The sequence below is a fragment of the Barnesiella sp. An22 genome, assembly GCF_963931395.1.
Classification (GTDB): Bacteria; Bacteroidota; Bacteroidia; order Bacteroidales; family Barnesiellaceae; genus Barnesiella; species Barnesiella merdigallinarum.
Genome location: NZ_OZ007014.1, coordinates 2,861,380 through 2,883,153, shown reverse-complemented (window position 1 = coordinate 2,883,153; position 21,774 = coordinate 2,861,380). Strand labels below are relative to the sequence as shown.

At 55.8% G+C, this 21,774-nt stretch carries 13 protein-coding genes, 1 tRNA gene and 1 pseudogene; 10 read left to right on the top strand and 5 right to left on the bottom strand.

The genetic code is table 11. The annotated features are described in order from the left end of the window. Nucleotides 1–13: 13 nt before the first annotated feature. Nucleotides 14–547: a GNAT family N-acetyltransferase gene (locus tag ABGT88_RS11920; protein WP_087408327.1), complete on the bottom strand. Its 534-nt coding sequence runs from the start codon at nt 545–547 to the stop codon at nt 14–16. Between the two features lie 368 nt (nt 548–915). Here ABGT88_RS11920 and ABGT88_RS11915 point away from each other — a divergent pair, with 368 nt between their 5' ends. The 3 genes from ABGT88_RS11915 to ABGT88_RS11905 all read left to right on the top strand — a co-directional run bounded on the left by ABGT88_RS11915 (nt 916) and on the right by ABGT88_RS11905 (nt 3,766). Continuing rightward, a complete protein-coding gene (locus ABGT88_RS11915; protein ID WP_087408328.1) occupies nt 916–1,392 on the top strand; it encodes an Lrp/AsnC family transcriptional regulator in 477 nt (158 codons plus the stop codon). A 352-nt stretch (nt 1,393–1,744) separates the two neighbouring features. After that, complete coding sequence (gene trpS / locus ABGT88_RS11910; RefSeq protein ID WP_087408329.1) at nt 1,745–2,803, top strand: tryptophan--tRNA ligase; 1,059 nt, start codon at nt 1,745–1,747, stop codon at nt 2,801–2,803. Nucleotides 2,804–2,821: 18 nt separating this feature from the next. Continuing rightward, nucleotides 2,822–3,766 (top strand): cation diffusion facilitator family transporter, encoded by a 945-nt coding sequence (locus ABGT88_RS11905; protein WP_346702313.1) that lies wholly within the window; start codon nt 2,822–2,824, stop codon nt 3,764–3,766. A 90-nt stretch (nt 3,767–3,856) separates the two neighbouring features. Here the strand turns inward: ABGT88_RS11905 and dprA are convergent, their stop codons facing one another. After that, nucleotides 3,857–4,954, bottom strand: coding sequence for a DNA-processing protein DprA (dprA, locus tag ABGT88_RS11900; RefSeq protein ID WP_258327053.1), 1,098 nt, complete (start codon nt 4,952–4,954; stop codon nt 3,857–3,859). A 29-nt stretch (nt 4,955–4,983) separates the two neighbouring features. Then, nucleotides 4,984–5,391 carry a thioesterase family protein gene (locus ABGT88_RS11895; protein ID WP_298663121.1) on the bottom strand — a complete coding sequence of 136 codons (408 nt, stop codon included), beginning with the start codon at nt 5,389–5,391 and terminating at the stop codon, nt 4,984–4,986. Between the two features lie 77 nt (nt 5,392–5,468). Here ABGT88_RS11895 and ABGT88_RS11890 point away from each other — a divergent pair, with 77 nt between their 5' ends. Both ABGT88_RS11890 and ABGT88_RS11885 read left to right on the top strand, forming a co-directional pair. Continuing rightward, nucleotides 5,469–6,671, top strand: a complete 1,203-nt coding sequence (locus tag ABGT88_RS11890) for a carcinine hydrolase/isopenicillin-N N-acyltransferase family protein (RefSeq protein ID WP_346702310.1) — start codon at nt 5,469–5,471, stop codon at nt 6,669–6,671. 310 nt (nt 6,672–6,981) lie between these two features. Then, nucleotides 6,982–7,404: pseudogene (locus ABGT88_RS11885) on the top strand (mobilization protein); the annotation flags it as partial. Between the two features lie 896 nt (nt 7,405–8,300). Here ABGT88_RS11885 and ABGT88_RS11880 read toward each other — a convergent pair. Beyond that, nucleotides 8,301–8,374: transfer RNA gene (locus ABGT88_RS11880), tRNA-Asp, on the bottom strand. Nucleotides 8,375–8,526: 152 nt separating this feature from the next. Continuing rightward, nucleotides 8,527–9,561, bottom strand: a complete 1,035-nt coding sequence (asnA, locus tag ABGT88_RS11875) for an aspartate--ammonia ligase (RefSeq protein WP_087408335.1) — start codon at nt 9,559–9,561, stop codon at nt 8,527–8,529. A gap of 325 nt (nt 9,562–9,886) precedes the next feature. Here asnA and ABGT88_RS11870 point away from each other — a divergent pair, with 325 nt between their 5' ends. The 5 genes from ABGT88_RS11870 to ABGT88_RS11850 all read left to right on the top strand — a co-directional run bounded on the left by ABGT88_RS11870 (nt 9,887) and on the right by ABGT88_RS11850 (nt 21,730). Further along, entirely contained in the window at nt 9,887–10,855 is a 969-nt protein-coding gene (locus ABGT88_RS11870) for a DUF2156 domain-containing protein (RefSeq protein ID WP_258327064.1), read from the top strand. A 315-nt stretch (nt 10,856–11,170) separates the two neighbouring features. Continuing rightward, nucleotides 11,171–13,708 carry a zinc-dependent metalloprotease gene (locus ABGT88_RS11865; RefSeq protein WP_258327065.1) on the top strand — a complete coding sequence of 846 codons (2,538 nt, stop codon included), beginning with the start codon at nt 11,171–11,173 and terminating at the stop codon, nt 13,706–13,708. Between the two features lie 54 nt (nt 13,709–13,762). Further along, nucleotides 13,763–15,010: a GTPase HflX gene (hflX, locus tag ABGT88_RS11860; RefSeq protein WP_087408338.1), complete on the top strand. Its 1,248-nt coding sequence runs from the start codon at nt 13,763–13,765 to the stop codon at nt 15,008–15,010. Between the two features lie 66 nt (nt 15,011–15,076). Beyond that, nucleotides 15,077–17,080: a DUF4954 family protein gene (locus ABGT88_RS11855; protein ID WP_346702306.1), complete on the top strand. Its 2,004-nt coding sequence runs from the start codon at nt 15,077–15,079 to the stop codon at nt 17,078–17,080. 324 nt (nt 17,081–17,404) lie between these two features. Beyond that, nucleotides 17,405–21,730, top strand: coding sequence for a CusA/CzcA family heavy metal efflux RND transporter (locus tag ABGT88_RS11850; protein ID WP_346702304.1), 4,326 nt, complete (start codon nt 17,405–17,407; stop codon nt 21,728–21,730). Nucleotides 21,731–21,774: the final 44 nt, after the last annotated feature.

Sequence of the window (21,774 nt, the reverse complement as noted above, 5' to 3'; positions counted from 1 at the left end):
GGCGGTTCCGGCTTCACTCTACGCCGTAGACTCGGCTGTGAATGCGGGTTACTACCGCGTCGAAAACGTGGTCGAGGTCGATTGCTCCATACGACATGAGGTAAAGTTCCAGCGAATGACGGTCGGGCGAGTAGGGGGGCTGGGTATAGGGTCTCGTGGAGAGAACGAAGCCCAACCGCTGGTAGAATGCGATACGTCGTCGACTCAGGTCATCTTCGGGTTTCTCGACTTCGAGCACGGCGGGTTTCCCGAGCTGTTCCAGCAGAGCAGTCATGGCTGCGGCACCATAGCCGGCACCCCGGCATCGGCTGTCGATGGCGAAGTGCTCCATATAGGTAAAGTCGCTCCAGGACCAATAGGAGATGAATCCGATGGGATGCTCCTCGTCAGACAGCAGCGCAATGGCAAAATCGTCGTTCTCTCGCAACAGACGCACGACCTCGTCGAAGTCTCTCCGCTCGTCTGGAGGGAAAGACTCGGTATAAATATGCTCGATAAAGTCGAGAGCCGAATCGTTATCGGCACGGACTGGTGAGATTCGTATCATAGTAGGTTGGGGTTATAAGTGGATACAAATATAATAGATTTAAAGGAATCTTTAAAAAAATAGAACTATAAAGTTTCTCGAACCCGTCTCGACAGGCGTTTAAATGGGATAATCGGTGTATGTAACGAAATAGAAAACAGTCTGTATTTTTGCCACTTAATAATCCCCTGTAGAGGCTGTTTGGTAAATGAAAATTGGAGAAATAGTTTCAAATTGTAACTTTTTTGGAGCCGATGTATCGGTCAAAAATCTTTAATACGGAATACTTCCTGCAAAATTAACAGGATAGATAATCGAAACCTGTAAATTTATTACTATCTTTGTTCTCAAAATAATAAAACAGTTGTAAAAAATCGAAAAAAAGAACCATGGGACATCATCAGTTAGACGAATTGGACTATAAAATTTTGAAACTCATTGCAGCGAATGCACGCATTCCTTTCCTCGAAGTGGCACGGGAGTGTAATGTTTCGGGAGCCGCCATTCATCAGCGGGTACAAAAATTGACCAACCTGGGAATCCTCAAAGGATCGGAATACATTATAGACTCAAACAAGATCGGGTTTGAAACGTGTGCCTATATGGGGTTCTACCTGAAGAATCCGGGCGACTTCGAGCACGTGGTGGAGGAGTTGCACAAAATTCCCGAGGTGGTCGAGTGCCATTTCACGACCGGACAGTACGACATGTTTATCAAACTGTTTGCCCGGAACAACCAGCACCTGCTCGAGATTATCCACACCAAGCTGCAACCCATCGGGCTGTCGCGCACCGAGACGTTGATCTCTTTCCGCGAGATATTCCGTCGCCAGCTTCCTATCGACGAGGTGGAAGACCTGGATTGAGAGCGTCAAAAAAAAGAGTTGAGCGAAATTGAATATACGAGCCCGGTTACACTCCACGGAGAGGAGTTGAACCGGGCTTTGTTTTCGCTCACTGCCATTCCGGATTCCGCCGCTCCGCTGGTTGTGTTCCCCTCTGTCAAACAGGGACTCGGTAGTTTGTGCGGATAGTTGTGATTTTTTACTCGGGCGATAAACCATCTTACCGCTATTTTTGTACCTTTGCGGGAGTGTGTTGCCGGGCCCCGTACGGGCTGGACCTCGGAGCGAATCAAACGCCCGGGCGATAAGTCTGCAGCCGCCTCGGAGAGGCATCTAACGAATATAATGATAAGGATATATATTTGTACGAGAAATGAAAGAAGTTGTAGTTAGTGGAATACGCTCCACGGGAAATTTACATTTGGGAAATTATTATGGTGCCCTGCGCAATTTTGTGAAAATGCAGGAAGAGAACAAGTACAACAGCTATTTCTTTATAGCCGACTGGCATGCTCTCACTACGCATCCCGATCCCAAGACGCTGCATGAGAATGTGCGCGACATCCTTTGCGAATATCTGGCTGCGGGGCTCGACCCCGAAAAATCGACTCTGTTTGTACAGAGCGATGTGCCCGAGATACCGGAGATGTATCTGCTGATGAATATGCACGTGGGTATCGGTGAACTGATGCGTACGGCTTCGTTCAAGGACAAGGCCCGCAAGCAACTGGGCATCAAGTCCGATAGCGATGAGGATGTGGAGCACGAGATTATCGGCAACAACACCAACAAGCGGGTGAATGCCGGATTGCTCACATACCCTACGCTGATGGCGGTCGATATTCTCATTCAACACGGTAACTATGTACCGGTAGGTAAGGATCAGGAACAACACCTGGAGCTGACGCGCCGTTTTGCCCGTCGGTTCAACTCGACCTACGGGGTCGAATATTTTGCCGAGCCGCAGAATTTCAACTTCGGCTGCGAGCCTATCAAGGTGCCTGGTCTCGACGGCTCGGGCAAGATGGGTAAGTCGGAGGGCAACTGCGTCTATCTGATTGATGACGAGAAGACGCTGCGCAAGAAAATCATGCGTGCCGTGACCGACGAGGGCCCCAAAGTACCCAATTCGCCCAAGGTAGAGGCGGTCGAGAACCTCTTCACGTTGCTCAAAATCGTCTCTTCGCCCGATACGGTTGCCTACTTCGAAGAGAAATACAATACCTGCGAAATCCGTTACGGCGACTTGAAGAAGCAACTGGCCGAGGATATTCTCAAGGTGACGTTGCCGATTCGGGAGCGCTTCCTCGAAATCCAGAACGACGAGGCTTATCTGGCCCGTGTCGTGAAGATGGGTGCCGAGAAGGCTCGCGCAACCGCCTCGAAGACCTTGCGCGAGGTGCGTGAAATTATGGGATTCAAGCCTTTCTAACCCAGATATTCCGTCGCTATGGAACATCATCACCACCATCACCCGGCCCCCGATTTGCAGAAGCTCAACCGGTCGTTTATCATCGGTATCGTGCTGAATGTGCTCTTCGTCGTGGCCGAGGCGGGAGCCGGTTTCTACTACGATTCGCTGGCTCTGCTCTCCGACGCCGGTCACAACCTGAGCGACGTGGTGAGCCTCGTTCTGGCCCTTTTCGCCTTGCGTCTTTCGCTGGCGAAACCCTCGTTGCAGTATACCTATGGTTACAAGAAGAGTACCGTGCTGGTATCGCTGCTCAATGCGGCTATCTTGTTCGTGGCGGTGGCGGTGATTCTCTACGAGAGTATCGACAAGCTGCGTAATCCGGCGCCGCTCGACGGTAGTGCCATTGCCTGGGTGGCTGCAATCGGTATCGTGGTCAACGCCTTTACGGCCTACCTCTTCTTTGCCGACAAGTCGAAAGACCTGAACGTCAAGGGGGCCTACCTGCACATGGCGGCCGATACGCTGGTGTCGGTGGGTGTGTTGATTTCGGGTGTAGTGATTAAATACACGGGTTGGAATATCATCGACCCCATTATCGGTATTGTGGTGGGTCTGGTGATTCTCTACTCCACCTGGCATCTGCTGCAGGAGAGCCTGCGCCTGGCGCTCGACGGCGTGCCCGAGGGTATCGATGTCGAGCGGGTCGAGCAGGTGCTCTCGTCCGACCCCGACGTCATCAACGTGCACCATCTGCACATCTGGGCCATCAGCACCACGCAAACGGCGCTCACGGCTCATGTGGTGGTGTCGGACATCATGCGCATGCACGAAGTGAAACATCGCTTGAAACAGGCTCTGCACGAGCTGGGTATCGACCATGCCACCTTCGAACTTGAGGTTAAGGAGGAGCATTGCGACGGCCATTGCGACTGTTGCGACGGGGATACCAATTGCGACAACGACACGCAACCCTATTTGTAGCGATAGATAAAATCGAAGATACCACCGGTGGGAGGAAATCGGGCTGGCTGAGCCCCTTTTCTCCCGCTTTTTTTGTGCGTGCGATGAGGTTTACAGTTTGTAGACTCCGCCCGGCAATGCCTTGACCACCCCTTTGAACTCCAGCTCGACCAGCACCGACAGCAGTTGCGACAGCGGTTGGTTCAGTTCGACGGTCATGCGGTTTATCTGCCCCTCGCCCCGGGCCTTCAGGTAGTCGACAATCGGTTGCTCTTCGTCGGTAAGGTCGGGAAAGAGCGAGCGTTGCACCGCCTCGCGTCGGGGTACCTGCCAGCACATGGCTTCGACGAGGTCGTCGGCCGAGGTGATGAGGGCCGCCCGGTTGCGGCGGATCAGGTGGTTGCAGCCGGCCGAACTCTCGCGGTGAATGTCGCCGGGCAAGGCAAAGACGTCGCGGTGATAGCTCTCGGCAATGCCGGCGGTGATGAGGGCGCCACCCTTTTCGCGCGACTCGACAATGACTACGGCGTCGGCCAATCCCGCCACAATGCGGTTACGGGCCACGAAAAAGGCCGGATGCATGGCGTGGTAGCCGGGATACTCGGTGAGCAGTCCGCCGTGGGCAACCATCTCGGCCGCCGTGTTGCGGTGGCTCGAGGGGTAGATGTGGTCGAGCCCGTGAGCCAGCACGGCTACCGTGTCGAGCCCCTGCTTCAGGGCCGCGCGGTGAGCACAGATGTCTATGCCGTAGGCCAGTCCGCTCACGATGACGAGATGGGGAAAACGGGCTGCCAGGTCGCGAATCATCGCCTCGCAGAAGCTGCGCCCGTAGTCGGTGGCCCGGCGGGTACCCACCACGCTCACCACCTTGGCGGCGTTCAGGTCGGCCGTACCCCGGTAGTAGAGCAGCGGCGGCGCATCTATGCAGTCGACGAGCCGGTGCGGATAGGCGGGGTCGGTAAAGTAGAGCGGGGTGATGTTCCCCTTCTCGATAAACTCCATCTCCTGTCGGGCTGCCTGCAGGGCTGTGCGGCGGGCATCGTCGTGGAGTATTCGTCCCGTGATGCCCGTCATCTGTTGCAGTTGGGCCTCGGGCAGTTCGAAGAACAGAGCCAGGCTGTCGACCGTCTCGTGGATGTGCTGGGCCAGCGACTTGTTCATGCCCTTGATGCGCGAGAGCGCGATGCGGTAGAGAAGCTCTTGTTCCATGATGAGGGGGGGAATGATTGGTTGGTCGGTTACTCTTGTTGCAGGAATCGTTCGAAGTAGGGTACAAACTCCTCGCCGCGGGTGATGCGTCCCTGTGTGGTGCACACCGTCTCGACCACCGCCTTGATGCACAGTTCGCCCGATACCTTGTAAATATCCTGGTAGAAGACAAACTTGATGCCCTCGCGGCGCATGTAGAGTTTGCTCACGAAGCGGTCGCGGCTGCGCAGCGGCATCTTGTAGTTGATTTCGATGCGGTTCACTACCGGGTCGATGCCCCGCTCGCGCATCTCGACGAACGAGATGCCCGCAGCCGCCAGAAACTCGTGGCGGGTGTGCTCGAGATAGTGCTGGTAGTTGGCGTTGTTGACGATGCCTTCCATGTCGCACTCGTAGTCGCGCACCTGCATCTCCAGTTCGAAAATATATTGTGACATAATCTTTCGGTATTTGTTCTTTGCAAACTTACGGAAAAAATGAAGAATTTTCCCTATGTTTGTAAAAAATCAAAGCCATGTGTAGACGGTTGTTTCTCCTCATTCTCTTGTGTGTGGTGGCCGGGATGCCGGCCTGGGCCTGTACCTCGGCAGTCGTTTCGGGGCGGGTGACCCCCGACGGACGTCCGCTGTTGTGGAAGCATCGCGATGCCTCCGACCTCAACAACCGCATCGTGCGCTTCGATGCCGTCAAGGGCCAGTTCTCTTTCGTGGGAGTGGTCAATGGTACCGACACGCTGGCCCGTGAGGTGTGGACCGGCTACAACAGCGTAGGGTTTGCCGTGATGAACACCGCCTCGTATAACCTCAAGAACGATACCTCGTCGCTGGCCGACCGCGAGGGGGTGGTGATGAAGCGGGCTTTGGCCGTGTGCCGTACGGTCGACGACTTTGCCCGTCTGCTCGACGAGTGGCCCCGGCCCATCGGGGTGGAGGCCAATTTCGGGGCCATCGATGCCGAGGGGGGAGCCGCCTATTTCGAGGTGAACAACCACGAGGTGACCCGCTACGACGTGGCCGATAGTCCTGACGGCTATCTGCTGCGCACCAACTACTCGATGTCGGGCCGCCCCGACGAGGGATTCGGCTATATCCGCTACGACAATGCCGCTCGACTTTTCGACCCCGTGGCGGCACAAAAGGCCATTACCCCCGAGTGGCTTACCGGTGTCTGCTCCCGTTCGTTTTACCATACGTTGCTGGGTCGCGATTTCTCGGGCGATGACTGGGTGGTCGATCAAGATTTCATTCCCCGGCGCAGCACCTCGGCCTCGCTGGTGGTCGAGGGGGTAAAGCCCGGCGAGTCGCCGGCGTTTACGACAATGTGGACCGTGTTGGGCTATCCCCCCTGCTCGGTGGTGCTGCCGGTGTGGCTCGGCTGCAACAGCGGCGTGCCCGCTTTGTTGCAGGCCAGTGGCGATACATTGCGTGCCCCCTTGTGCGAGTGGGCCAATGCGTTGAAGCGCGAAGCCTTCCCCATCGAGCGCGGCAGCGGGTCGCACTACCTGCACATGGCACGCCTCTTCCGCCCCGACGGTAGCGGCATGACCCAACAACTGCTCGGCCTCGAGAAGGTGGTCTATGCCCAAAGTCGCACCCTGCTCGACGAGGCCCGCCGCTCCGGCTCGTGGAACGACCGGCAGGTCGAACGCACGATGACCCGCATCGAGCAACAAGTCTCGGCCTTTTTTCAGAAAATGTTGAACAGCGGGAGCCGATAAATCTCTTTCCCGAGAATATTCCTTTTTGTAGACCGTCCCGCCCGGATATTCCTGGATACCACATCCGTGGTGTGGAATGACAGACAAACCGTCCTCGCGTAGCGCGGTATGTCTGCAGTGTGTCACCCCGCACTCGATGCGGGGTCCAACCCCGGGCTGCAAACGGGGAAATGCCGCAGACAGTATTCTCTGGATTCCGCATCACGGTGCGGAATGACCAAACCGCCGTGTCGTAGCGCGGTATGACATACGATGTAGAGAACTCCCAATTACGGCTTGTTAATCCACAAAGAGGCACTTCTTTTACAGCAGGCAGATACGTAATCTGCAAGGAATACACAATCAGGAACTTGAAGCCAAAGACAAGGAAATATCACGGCTGAATACCCTGCTTGAAAAGGCTTTCAAGTGGTTCCCGATGCTCAGGGAGATGCTGAGAATGGAAAAATTGTGCGCAGCTATCGGCTTCACCAAAGAAATGATAGAGAGCCTATTGACAAAGAAAGAAGCTATCAGGTGCAATGGCAGGATTTATTCCGAAGAATATAGGCGGAAGTTTGACATCAAGAATGATGTTTTCAAGGTAGAAAGGAATCCGGCCGATGACGAGAAACTGGTACTGACCATAAACAAGCAACCGATTGGCGAATGGTTCAAGGAGCAATACGACAAACTCCGACAATCATTACGTCAGCCTATACAGCCGAAAAGGAGCCAAGGAATGAAACTATAAACAATAATGGCGATCGTATAATTTCAATGAAGGTCGCCGTCTTTTTTATATTATTGACTATTTGTTAAGCGAGAACAATTATTGAGGGTATATTATTGATTATATGTATGACTATACTGAATAACATTCCGTGTTTTATTCTTGCGTATCCATATAATATAGATCCAGGAATCTTGGCACAAGCATAACAAACAACATACAACCACTGTGACACATCTAAAGTCTGATGGCTGTAATTAGCTATATGCAACATAGCGAAAAGGATTGCTATTGAATAGAAGAAATCCTTGAATCGTACTTGCAGAAGCCATTTGCCCCCAATGAGGTTTATGACAGCTGATGAAATTATTGCGAATACTATTCGGCATAATAGATGTTCCGAATAGAGTCCTCCTGCGAAAATTGCCGAAAACATAAAGGCTATTACGGCTACCGATGTGTAGAGATTAAATCTGCTTCTTTTCAATGGTAATCTGAATCCAAGTTCTTCTATTATTGGAGGTACAATAATCAGAAAGCATAGAGGAAAAACAGATTTATCAGATGTCATTGCAGGCAAATCAACTCCTGCAATGATAAATACGGATACAGTCAGAACTTTAAAGAATAGTGGTACTAATAGACACAGCATTACCGACAAGAGCATCGTCCTTAGACTGAAATCATAAGGACAATTCTCCTGAGGATTCTTGATGTATTGCCACAACTGCTTCATAAAATAATATCTAAAGATTCGACAAAAGTAATAAAATCTTTTTCCTAAGCACCTCTACTTAGCATTAACTCTGTACCGTTGTCGGCGTTTTTCCTAAATAATACAAAAACACCCGACTTTACATTTTTGGGTGTAAAATCGGGTGTTTGATTTGTAAAACATTGATTCCCAATGTTTATTGCGGTGCGGACGGGACTCGAACCCGCGACCCCATGCGTGACAGGCATGTATTCTAACCAGCTGAACTACCGCACCAGTTTCGTTTTGCGAGTGCAAAGATAGAACGCTTTTTTCAATTCTGCAACTCTTCGTTCCAAAAAAAATCGAATTATTTTTTTGCTTCTGTGGCCGGGGGTTCGTACGGTTGTATGGAAAAATCTCATTATCAATCGAAAGCACGGGAGTGATTACAACAGATGAATGTTGTGCCGGGCGCACTCGGCTATCTGCTCTTCGGGCCAGATGCTGGCCTGTACCTCGCCGATGTGGGCTTTCTGGAGCAGAAACATCGAGAAGCGCGATTGCCCGATACCGCCGCCTATCGAGAGAGGCAGTTCGTCGTGGAGCAGGGCCCGGTGGAAATTGAGTTGTGCCCGCTCGGGGCAACCACAGATGTCGAGCTGGCGGAGCAGCGCCTCCTTGTCGACCCGTATTCCCATCGACGAAAGTTCGAAGGGTATTTCCAGCACGGTGTTCCACAGGATAATATCGCCGTTCAGCCCCAGGTAGCCGTCGCTGTTGGGGGTGGTCCAGTCGTCGTAGTCGGGGGCGCGGCCGTCGTGTCGGGTGCCGTCGCTGAGTTGTTGCCCGATGCCGATGAGGAACACTGCCCCGTAACGTCGGGCCGCAGCTGCCTCGCGCTCCTTGGGGGTGAGGTGCGGATACTGTTGCAGCAGCTCCTCGGTGTGGATAAAGGTTATCTCGTCGGGCAGGGTGGGGGTGATGTGGGGGAACTCTTCGTAGATGAGGGCCTCGCACTCCTTGATTACGCGGTAGATGGTGCGCACGGTCTCCTTGAGGTATTCGAGGTTGCGGTCTTCGCGGGTGATGGTCTTCTCCCAGTCCCACTGGTCGACGTAGAGCGAGTGCAGGTTGTCGAGCTCTTCGTGGGTGCGAATGGCATTCATGTCGGTATAGAGTCCGAATCCCGGGGCGATGTCGTAGGCTCCCAGTTTCACCCGCTTCCATTTGGCAAGCGAGTGCACCACCTCGGCCCGACGTCCCTCCATGGCGGCGATGGGGAACGACACGGCACGCTCGTTGCCGTTGAGGTCGTCGTTCAACCCCGTACCCGAGAGTACAAACAGCGGAGCCGTGACCCGGCGCAGGTTCAGGGCTTTGGAAAGTCGCTCTTGAAAAGCATCTTTCAACATCTTGATGGCCATCTCGGTAGTTTCGGGCAGAAGTTTGAGTTTATAGCGTTGAGGAATGATGAGTGACATTTGGTTTTTTCAGGTTAAAGTTCAAATTCAATTAGTGCAAAATTTCTGCAAATATATATCATTTTTCTAATAATACAAATATTTATATATCAATTTGAGATGTTGAACAAGAATATTGTGTCTTTTATGAAAAAGAATGTCTATTAGTTTTAAATTTTCGGAACCAACGGGTAAAATAGATTGTTTATAAATATGTCACTAATAAAATTTATCTATTTTTGCACCGAGAAAATAGTACAAACGACCGATAACGAAGTCGCTCAGACGATTTTCGATTTTACCGAATCGTTCTTAACCTGAGCCATTTAAGTAAAGAAACAGCCTCATGGAGACAACCCGACCGGGCATCACCCCCGAATCTACACAACCGGCAACAACCGATTGCCACCTGGTATTCAAACCGATTACTCTCGACTCGCTGCACGAGATAGCACCTTACCTGACCCGACAAAGCTACCGCACTTGCGACTTCTCGATTGGCGGCATCTATATGTGGGTCGGTTATTTTGGTTACGAGTATGCCATCTGCCGCGATACCCTCTTTATCAAGGGGGGCGAGGAAGACCATCTGCAAAACACCGCTTTTGCCGTGCCGGTGGGGAGTCTCGATTTGAAAGATTCATTGCCGCTGCTGGGGGCTTACTGCCGCCAGCACGGGTTGCCGTTTATCCTCTCGGCCGTGCCTGAACCGGCGGCGCAGGCCATTGCCGAACTCTATGGTTGCCCCATCACCGAGCTGCCCGACTGGGGCGACTACCTCTACCGGGCTACCGACCTGGCTACCCTCGTGGGGCACCGCTTCAACAAGAAGCGCAACCGGGTGAACAAGTTCAAGAGCACCTATCCCGATTTCCAATACGAAGCCATCACGCCGCAGAACCTGCCCGAACTGATTGCCTTCTTCGACCGCTACATGCAGGCCTATCACAAAGACAGCGAGCTGTTTGCCTACGAAGAGAGCATGGTGGCTCAAGTGCTGCGCGAGTATGACCGATTGCCGTTCGAAGGGGGTGTGCTGCGCGTGGGGGGCGAGATTGCCGCCTTCTCGGTGGGCGAAGTGGTGGGCGATACCCTGGTCGTGCATATCGAGAAAGCCCGTAAGGAGGTGGTGGGTGCCTACGAAGCCATCAATCTGTTCTACTCGGCACAGATGGTCGAGGCTCACCCCGAGGTGCAGTACATCAACCGTGAGGACGATGCCGGCGATCCGGGTCTGCGCGAGGCCAAGTTGTCGTACAACCCCGAGACCATCCTGAAAAAGTACAACATTCCGCTCGACGACTATCTGCGTTAAAGCCTGGTTTTTGGGCCTTTCCGAGTTTTTCTTGTCATTCAACTGCCGATGCGGCGTCTCTGTCGTATCGTGCTGCGGCACGGTATGCGGGAGATATCGTCTGCGGTGTTTTTCCCTTTTGCGACACGAGGCTGGGCCTGTGGAGGATGAGGTGAACATCGGGGTATGAAGCCCTAAAAGAAGAACGAATGGCCACTAAAATAGCGGGATAGGTTGCACGCTCATTCAGTTTTTTTACGCCTTGTCACTTGTTTCTGCAGTCGGTTTGCTCTATTTTTGCACTTCAATAGAGAAGCATACACAAAAAACAGAGATATGAAGAAACTGGTATGGGCGACGCTTGCGGCCCTCCTCGTTGCCGGAGTGACCCCCGCAGATTGCTACGCCAAACGGAAAAGTAAAAAAGAGAACAAGAAAGAACAGGTGGCCGATACGACCGCCAAAGAGTCGAAATACGACAAGCTCGTCAAGGGAGCCAAGACGCAGAAGGGCATGTTCACCCTGCATCTGACCACCGAAAACAAACTGCTGGTCGAGGTGCCCGACTCGCTGATGAACCGCATCTTCCTGCTCTCGAGCCGGGTGGCCGCTACCACCGACCCCAAGCTCTTCGTGGCCGGCGAGATGACCACCGACCCCTTTATGATTCGCTTCAGCAAGAACGAGCAGACGCTCTTCATGCACCTGGTGCAGCATAGCAACATCATCGACAAGGACGACCCCATTGCTGCTTCGTTCGACAAGAACTTTGGCGACCCCATCATCAAGGCCTTCAAAATCGAGGCCAAGAACGGCAAGGACGTGGTGGTGGACATGAGCGACTTCTTCAAGACCAACGAGAAGATTATCAGCCCCATGCCCAGCAATCCCTCTTCCAAGATAAAGACGGGCACCTACACCTCGGCCAACTCCTACATCCTGGGAGCCAAGAGTTTCCCGCAGAACTGCGAGATTCGCTCGGTGCTCAGCTTCACCGGCGACAACATCTGCACCGTGACCATGCACCGCTCGCTGGTACTTCTGCCCGAGCAACCCATGCGTCCCCGTATCTACGACCGTCGGGTGGGTTTCTTCTCGAGTACCAAAAACATCTACACGAGCGACAAGGACCGCATAGACCGCACGCAATACATCCACCGCTGGAGGCTCGAACCGAAGGACGAGGATCGCGAAGCCTACTTCAGAGGCGAGCTGGTTGAGCCCAAGCAGCCGATTGTCTTCTACGTCGACAGTGCCTTCCCCGAGAAGTGGCGCGACATCGTGAAGCAAGGTGTGGAGGACTGGAACACCGCCTTCGAGGCTGCCGGTTTCAAGAATGCCATCGTGGCCCGCGACTATCCCAAGAACGACCCCGACTTCGACCCCGACGACATGCGGTACAGCTGTGTGAAATATGCCGTCACCGATATTGCCAACGCCATGGGCCCGAGCTATGTCGACCCCCGCAGCGGCGAAATCCTCACGGCCGATGTCATCTGGTATCACAACGTCATCTCGCTGGTACACAACTGGCGGTTTGCCCAGACGGGAGCCGTAGACCCGCGGGTGAGACAGGAGACCTTCGACAACGACGTCATGCGCGAATCGCTGCGCTACGTCGCCTCGCACGAGATTGGTCACACGCTGGGCCTCATGCACAACATGGGAGCCAGCTACGCCTTCACCATCGACTCGCTGCGCAGCCCCTCGTTTACTCAAAAGTATGGTACTACGCCCAGTATCATGGACTATGCCCGCAACAACTTCGTGGCCCAGCCTGGCGACTATGAGCGCGGCGTGCGGCTCACCCCGCCCATCCTGGGAGTCTACGACATCTACGCCATCAACTGGGGTTACCGACTGATTGACGGTGCCGCCACTCCGCAAGACGAGGTGGCCACGCTCGACCGCTGGATAGCCGAGAAGAAGGCCGACCCCATGTACACCTTCGGAGCCCAGCAGTACCCCGATACCTACGACCCCACCGACCAGACCGAAGACCTGAGCAACGACCACTTCAAGGCAGGCGAGATGGCCATATCGAATCTCAAGATTATCGTGAAGAATTTCGAGAAATGGCTCTTCGACGAGGGGAAAGACTACCGTACGATACGCGACGAATACTCGGCACTCGTGCAACAGTACAACCGCCACCTGCGCCACGTGGTGCCCTACATCGGCGGTGTGCTCTATACCGAGGTGCGCCAGGGCGACGATACGCTGCCCTATGTCTACCTCGACAAGGCTACCCAGCGGAAGGCCCTGAAATGGGTGCTCAACCAGGCCCGTACCTATCGCGACTGGCTCACCCCGGCCGACCTGCTGCAACGCATCGGAGCCAACGTCAACTACGCCAGCTCGATACACCGCACCCTCCCGGCCAGCCTCATCAAACCGGCTACCCTCTTCCGCATCCGTGAGGGTGGAGCCATCGACCCGGTGAAAAACTACACCGTCGAGAGCTACCTCAGCGACGTGATTGCTGAGGTCTTCAAGGCCACCTACCAGGGCCGCAAGCTCAACGACGTGGAGCGCGACCTGCAAAGCGAGACCATCGAGCTGCTCATCCAGTACTCCGATTTGCAGGGAACTCCGGTGAAGGTGAATTTGGGGACCCTGACCGACGATGTTGACCTCGAGGGGATTCCCTTTCCCTGCAGCCACGTGATGGCACACCAGGCCGAAGAGCAGTCGTTCACCCGCTTCACGCTGGGACCCTCGATGTCGGTAGCCGAAATGGCACCCTACATGAGCGGAGCCCTCAAAAAGGTACTCACGCTCTACAAGCAGAAACGGGCCGTCACCACCGATGCTGCCACCCGCGACTTTTACGATTACCAGATTGTCACGATTGAAAAACTGTTTAACAACTAAACAAAGACCCGGCGAAAAGCATTATGTGCATGGCAGGTCTTTGGAGCATAACGCATGAAAGAATTTATCTTAACCCAAGAAGAAACCGAACGCACCGTTCTGGTGGGGTTGATTACCAACACCCAGAACGAGGCGAAAGCTAACGAATACCTCGACGAACTGGCCTTCCTGGCCGAAACTGCCGGTGCCCAGCCTGTGAAGAAGTTTCTGCAACGGCTCGACACCCCCAACTCCCGCACATTCGTCGGTGCGGGCAAGTTGGCCGAAATCAAGAACTACATCGACGAGAACGAGATAGGCATGGTCATCTTCGACGACGACCTCTCGGCCAAGCAGGTGCAGAACATCGAGAAGGAGCTGCAAGTGAAGATTCTCGACCGCACCAGCCTCATTCTCGACATCTTTGCCAAACGGGCCCAGACGGCCAACGCCAAACGGCAGGTCGAGCTGGCGCAATACCAGTATCTGCTGCCGCGGCTTACCCGCTTGTGGACGCACCTCGAGCGGCAGCGGGGTGGTATCGGTATGCGTGGTCCCGGTGAGACCCAGATCGAGACCGACCGCCGTATCATCCTCGACAAGATTTCACACCTGAAAGAGGAGCTGAAAAGCATCGACCGCCAGAAGAGCATCCAGCGCAAGAACCGCGGCAAACTGGTGCGCGTGGCACTGGTGGGCTATACCAACGTGGGCAAGTCGACCCTGATGAACCTGCTGGCCAAGAGCGAGGTCTTTGCCGAGAACAAGCTCTTTGCCACCCTCGACACCACGGTGCGCAAGGTGATTGTCGACAATCTGCCTTTCCTCCTCTCCGATACCGTAGGGTTCATTCGCAAACTGCCCACCCACCTGGTCGACTCGTTCAAGTCGACCCTCGACGAGGTTCGCGAGGCCGACCTGCTGCTCCACGTCGTGGACATTTCGCACCCGGCTTTCGAGGAGCAGATCGAGGTGGTGAACAAGACCCTGCAAGAGGTGTGCGACTCGGCCGACAAGCCCATGATTCTGGTATTCAACAAAATCGATGCCTTCTCCTACGTCGAGAAGGCGGCCGACGACCTCACTCCGCGCACCCGCGAAAACATCTCGCTCGACGAGCTGAAAGAGACCTGGATGGCCAAGATGCACGACAACTGCATCTTCATCTCGGCCCGCAACAAGACCAACATCGACGAGCTGAAGTCGCTGCTCTACCAGCGTGTGAAGGAGATTCACACCACGCGTTTCCCCTACAACGACTTCCTCTTCCAGCACTACGACGAGATTGCCACCGACAACAACGACGACGAAGGCGCCTCCTGACCGGGGCGCCTCTTTGCCTGAATAATTTACTGGGCTACCTCCTCCGGCCTCTTAATCTTTGCCAGTATGACGAATTATCGTAAACTCAATGACTCAGAAATCAGCCGGCTCACAGCCCAGGGTTGCGTGGCCGACGACTGGAGCCAGGTGCTTGTAGCCGAAGGCTTCGTGCCCGAAACCGTTACCCACACCCGATTCTCGGGGCAGGTAAGGCTAGGGGTATTTGAAAAAAACTTCGCCTTGCCGGGCGGACTTACCCGACGTGCCGGGCTGCACCACGTCGCCCTGCACAACTGCACGGTGGGCAACAACACCTTCATCGAGGGGGTGGCCAACTACATCGCCAACTATCGCATAGGCGACGACTGCTACATTCAGAACGTGAACCTGCTGCTGACCGAGGGAGAGAGCTCCTTCGGCAACGGCACCGAGGTGTCGGTACTCAACGAGACGGGCGGCCGCGAGGTTCCCATCTACAACCGGCTCTCGGCACAGATGGCCTACCTCATGGCCATGTATCGCCACCGGCCCGACCTCATCGGGCGGCTCCGGCAGCTGGTGGCCGACTATACCGCCACCGTGACGAGCGACTGCGGCACCATAGGCCGCGGTGTGCACATCGTCAACACGGGGACGATACGCAATCTCTGCATCGGCGATGCCTGTCGCATCGACGGCGCCTCGCGTCTCGACAACGGCACCATCAACAGTTGCCCCGAGGCCCCCGTAACCATCGGGGCCAACGTCACCGCACAAGACTTCATCATCAGTTCGGGCGCCTGCGTGAGCGACGGCGCGGTACTGTCGCGCTGCTTCGTGGGGCAAGCCTGCCACCTTTCGCACCTCTTCTCGGCCCACGACTCGCTCTTCTTCAGCAACTGCCAGGGCGAGAACGGCGAGGCCTGCGCCATCTTTGCCGGCCCCTACACGGTGACCATGCACAAGTCGAGCCTGCTCATTGCCGGCATGTTCTCTTTTCTGAACGCCGGCAGCGGGTCGAACCAGAGCAACCACATGTACAAGCTGGGGCCCATCCACCAGGGTGTGGTCGAGCGCGGGTCGAAGACCACCAGCGACTCCTACATGCTGTGGCCCGCCAGGATAGGGGCCTTCTCGCTCATCATGGGGCGGCACGTCAACCACCCCGATACCTCGGGCATGCCTTTCTCCTACCTGATTGAGCACGGCAAGCACTCCTACCTCGTGCCGGGGGCCAACCTCAAGAGCGTGGGCACCATACGTGATGCCCAGAAGTGGCCCAAGCGCGACCGCCGCACCGACCCCGACAAGCTCGACTGCATCAACTTCAACCTGCTCAGCCCCTATACCATCCAGAAGATGCTGCAAAGCATCGACACCCTGCAGGGGCTCAAGCAGACCTCGGGCGAAACCTCCGAGAGCTACTCGTTCCAGAGTACCACCATCAGGCACAGTTCGCTCGAGAAGGGGATACACCTCTACACGCTGGCCGTGCACAAGTTCATGGGCAACTCCATCATCAAGCGGCTCGAGGGGGCTCCCTTTGCAGACCTTACCGACCTGCACCGCAGGCTGCAACCTACCGACCCGCTGGGGCTGGGCGAGTGGGTAGACCTGGCGGGACTCATCCTGCCCAAACAGGCCGTCGAGGCCGAAATCGACCGCATCGCCGGAGACAACAGCTACACCCTCGAGCAGGCCGAAGCCGACTTCCGCGACCTGCACAGCCGCTACTACGACATGGAGTGGACCTGGGTGTGCTCGCAGATGAGCCGTTGGTATGGGAAGAGTGTCGACCGGCTCACCCCGCAGGACATTGTCGCCATCGTGCGGCAGTGGAACGAGTCGGTCGTGGAGCTCGACCGCCTGCTCTACGAAGACGCCCGCAAGGAGTTCTCGACCGTTTCGCGCATCGGCTTCGGGGTCGACGGTTCGGCCAGCCAGCGCGACGGCGACTTCGAGCAGGTGCGGGGCCAGTTCGAGAGCGACCCCTTCGTCCAGATGGTCTGCCGCCACATCGAGGAGAAAACCTCCCTCGGCCGCGAGCTCATCGGCCGGCTTGAGCGGTTGATGGATAAATTTCCCGGATGAGGGGAATGGCACAATAATAAGATAGTAATCTATTTCGGTTCTGATACCCGCCATCACCCGGCATAACACGGGTTACATGTTGTATCCAGTCAAGGGGCTGTGTCGCCGACAGGCGATGCGGCCCCTTGTGGTATCCGTCGGGTTTTGTCGGTCGGGAAGGGGAGGGGGCGGCGATTACGGGCCGGAGAAGTTGAGGGCGCGGGAAAATCACCCGGCCGATTTTCCGTTTCAACCCCCATTTTGGTCGGTTCACCGGCAAGTAGTCGGAGAAATAGGAGGGAGGTAGTAACTTTGTAACGATTATAAATTTAGTATCTATCACATATGTTTTCAAAGATCGTACACTTTTCAATCCGAAGGAAGCTGTTTGTGGCCCTGACCACCCTGTTGCTTCTGGCGGGCGGCATATACTCCATGTTGACGCTGCCTATCGATGCCGTGCCCGACATCACCAACAACCAGGTGCAGATTGTCACCGTGTCGCCTACGCTGGCTCCGCAAGAGGTAGAACAGCTCATTACTTTCCCCATCGAGATAGCCATGAGCAACGTGATGAATGTCGAGGAGATACGCTCGGTATCGCGTTTCGGACTGTCGCTTGTGACGGTGGTTTTCAAGGAGGATGTGCCCACGCTGGATGCCCGCCAGTTGGTCAACGAACAGATTCAGATGGTATCGGGCGAAATCCCGCCGGAACTGGGAACTCCCGAGCTGATGCCTATCACCACCGGTCTGGGCGAGATATACCAGTATGTGCTCAAGGTGGCGCCGGGCTATGAAGACCGCTACGATGCCATGGAGCTGCGCACCATCCAGGACTGGATTGTGAAACGTCAGCTTTCGGGTATCCCCGGCATTGTCGAAATCAACAGCTTCGGCGGCTATCTGAAGCAGTACGAGGTGGCTGTCGACCCCGACGCTCTCTATTCGCTCAACATCACGATAGGCGAGGTGTTCGAGGCTTTGAGCCGGAACAACCAGAATACGGGCGGCAGCTATATCGAAAAGATAAACCGCGCCTACTACATACGCTCCGAGGGTATGATCAAAGACCTGCACGACGTGGAGCAGATCGTGGTGACCAACCGGGGCGGTATCCCCATACACATCGGCGATATAGGCCGTGTACAGTTCGGCGCTCCCAAACGCTTCGGTGCCATGACCAAGGATGGCGAGGGCGAGTGTGTGGGCGGTATCGCCATGATGCTCAAGGGTGCCAATGCCAACGTGGTGACCAAGGAGCTGGAGAAACGGGTGGCCAAGGTGCAGCAGATGTTGCCCGAGGGAGTGTCGGTCGAGCCCTATCTGAACCGTTCGGAGCTGGTGAATCGGAATATTTCGACCGTGATTCGCAACCTGGTCGAGGGTGCCATCATCGTATTTCTGGTGCTGATTATCTTCCTGGGCAATGTACGGGCCGGGTTGATTGTCGCATCGGTTATCCCGCTGGCCATGCTCTTTGCCTTTATCCTGATGCGCATCTTCAACGTCTCGGCCAACCTGATGAGCCTCGGTGCCATCGACTTCGGTATTGTGGTCGACGGGTCCATCGTCATTCTGGAGGGTATCCTGGCCCACCTCTACGGGCGGCAGTTGCGCGGTCGCACGCTGTCGCGTGAAGAGATGAACGACGAGGTCGAGAAGGGGGCCGGCCGTGTAGCCCGCAGCGCTACCTTTGCCGTGCTCATTATCCTGATTGTATTCTTCCCCATACTTACCTTGAGCGGCATCGAGGGCAAATACTTTACGCCGATGGCCAAGACGCTCGTCTTCTGTATTATCGGCGCCCTTATCCTGTCGCTCACCTATGTGCCCATGATGGCGTCGCTTTGCCTGAAACGGACGATGACCGTGAAGCGGACCTTTGCCGACCGCTTCTTCGACTGGTTGAACCGCCTCTATCAACGCACGCTCCGCTTCAGCCAGGCCCATGTGTGGGGTACGGTGGCCGCCGCCTTCGTGGCTTTGGTGCTGTCGTTGCTGCTCTTCACCCGGTTGGGTGCCGAGTTTATCCCGACGCTCGACGAGGGCGATTTCGCCATGCAGATGACCCTCCCGGCCGGTAGCTCGCTGAGCCGGAGTATCGAGGTTTCGCTCGAGGCCGAGAAACGGCTCAAGGAGCGCTTCCCCGAAATCAAGCACGTAGTGGCCAAAATAGGTACGGCCGAGGTGCCTACCGACCCGATGGCAGTCGAGGATGCCGACGTGATGATTGTGATGAAACCTTTCAGCGAATGGACGTCGGCCTCGAGCCGGGCCGAGATGGTGGAGAAGATGAAGCAGTGCCTCGACTCGATCGACGGTGCCGAGTTCAACTTCAGCCAGCCTATTCAGCTGCGGTTCAACGAGCTGATGACCGGTGCCAAGGCCGATATTGCCATCAAGCTCTACGGCGAGGATATGGCCGAGCTGTACAGCAAGGCGCGCGAGGCGGCCCGTTATGTCGAGCAGGTGCCGGGTGCTGCCGACGTGCAGGTAGAGCAGGCCATGGGTCTGCCCCAGTTGCTCATTCACTTCGACCGGGCCAAGATTGCCCGCTACGGCATCGACATCGAAGAGCTGAATACCGTTATCCGCACCGCCTATGCGGGCGAGACGGCCGGGGTTGTCTTCGAGAACGAACGCCGCTTCGACCTCGTGGTGCGCCTGGATAAGAACAAGGTGAGCGACCTGAACATCGACAAGCTCTTTGTCCGCACGAAAGACAACATACAGTTCCCCGTCAGCGAGGTGGCCAGCATCGAGCTGGAAAACGGCCCCCTGCAAATCAACCGCGACGCCACCAAGCGACGCGTGGTTATCGGTGTGAATGTGCGTGATGCCGATATTCAGCAGGTGGTGAACCAGATCAGAGAGTCGCTCGACAAGAACGTGAAACTCAAGCCCGGCTACTACTTCGAGTATGGAGGCCAGTTCGAGAACCTGCAAAATGCCATCAGCACCCTCACGGTGGTTATCCCCATCGCCCTGATGCTCATCTTGCTGTTGCTCTTCTTTGCCTTCCACAGCATCACCTATTCGCTGGTCGTATTCTCTACCGTGCCCCTCTCGCTCATCGGCGGTATCGTGGCCCTGTGGCTGCGCGGCCTCCCCTTCAGCATCTCGGCCGGTGTCGGGTTCATTGCCCTCTTCGGTGTGGCGGTGCTGAACGGTATCCTCATGATTAACCACTTCAACGACATACGCAAGCGTACCCGGTATCCCTTGACGACCAGCCGCATCATTGCCGAGGGCTGCCCGCACCTGTTGCGCCCGGTATTCCTTACCGGTCTGGTAGCTTCGCTGGGCTTCGTGCCGATGGCCATAGCCAAGTCGGCCGGTGCCGAGGTACAGCGCCCGTTGGCCACGGTAGTGATTGGTGGCTTGATTGTTTCGACCGCCCTGACGCTCATCATTATCCCCGCATTTTACCGTATCGTGAGCATCCTGGCCGCCAAACGGCTGCGCCGGAAGAGTCGCCGCTCTCTCCGTAAGGCTGCTTTGGGTCTGGCTTTGCTGATAGCCTTCGTGCCTGCCGCACAGGCCCAGCAGACCGTGACGATGGAGCAGGCCATCGAGATGGCCCAGAGCAACAACCCGCGGTTGAAGATGGCCGAGTCGGAAATCTCCCTGGCCCGCGTCACAAAGGGCGAAGCCTGGGACGGCGGCAGCACCTCGTTCAGCTACTCCTGGGGGCAACTGAACGGCGAGAGCAGCAAGGACAACGAACTGTCGATCGAGCAGTCGCTCGGCTCGCTGCTCACCCCCTTCTATAAAAATGCCCTGGCCAACACGCAGATAAGCAAGGGCGAGAGCTACCGCGACATGGTGAAGAAAGAGATTACGGCCGAGGTGAAACGGGCGTGGGCCTACTACCAGTATGCCTACCACATCGACGCCCTCTATCGAGGGCAGAAGGAGCTGGCCGAGCGGTTGCGGAACAGCGGCGAGCAACGCTACCAGCAGGGCGACATCGACCTGGCCGAGCGCAACATGATTACGGCCCTGGCCACCGACCTGCACACCCGTTGGATGGAGGCTTCGGAAGAGTTGAACCTGGCCGAGCGCCGGTTTGCTTGGACCTGTTACAGCGACGAGGCCCTGTTGCCGGCCGATACTTCACTGGCCGTGATGCAGCGACAGACCGACGGTCTGTCGCTCTCGTCGCGTCACCTCGACTACTTCAGTGCCCAGGTACAGGAGAAGCGGGATATGCTGAAGATCGAGCGCAGCCGCTTCTTCCCCGAAATTTCGGTCGGTTATGTGCGCCAGAAGATAGCCCCCCTCTCGGGTCTGAACTCGTGGATGGTGGGCGTATCGTTCCCCATACTCTTCTTTCCGCAGCAAAGCCGGGCCAAGCAGGCCCGCATCAACCTGCAGATTGCCAACTGGCAGGCCGAGGACAATCGCCGCCAGCTCTCCAACCGGGTGAGCGAACTGCAGAACCAGTTGGTGCGCCAGTGCGAGCGTCTGCTCTACTACCAGCAGGCTGCCGTCAAGGAGGCCGAGGCCCTGCAAAACAGTGCCGTCAAGAAATTCCAGGAGAACGAAACCGACATTAGCGAATTTATCCAGAGCTTGAATGCCGCCCGCGAAATACGTCGGGGCTACATCGAAACGGTATATGCCTACAATATCACCGTGCTCGAGCTCGAACTCTATACCGAGTGAGCCGCCGGTTCACCCCCTTTAATTACCCAACCTCAAAAACTCAA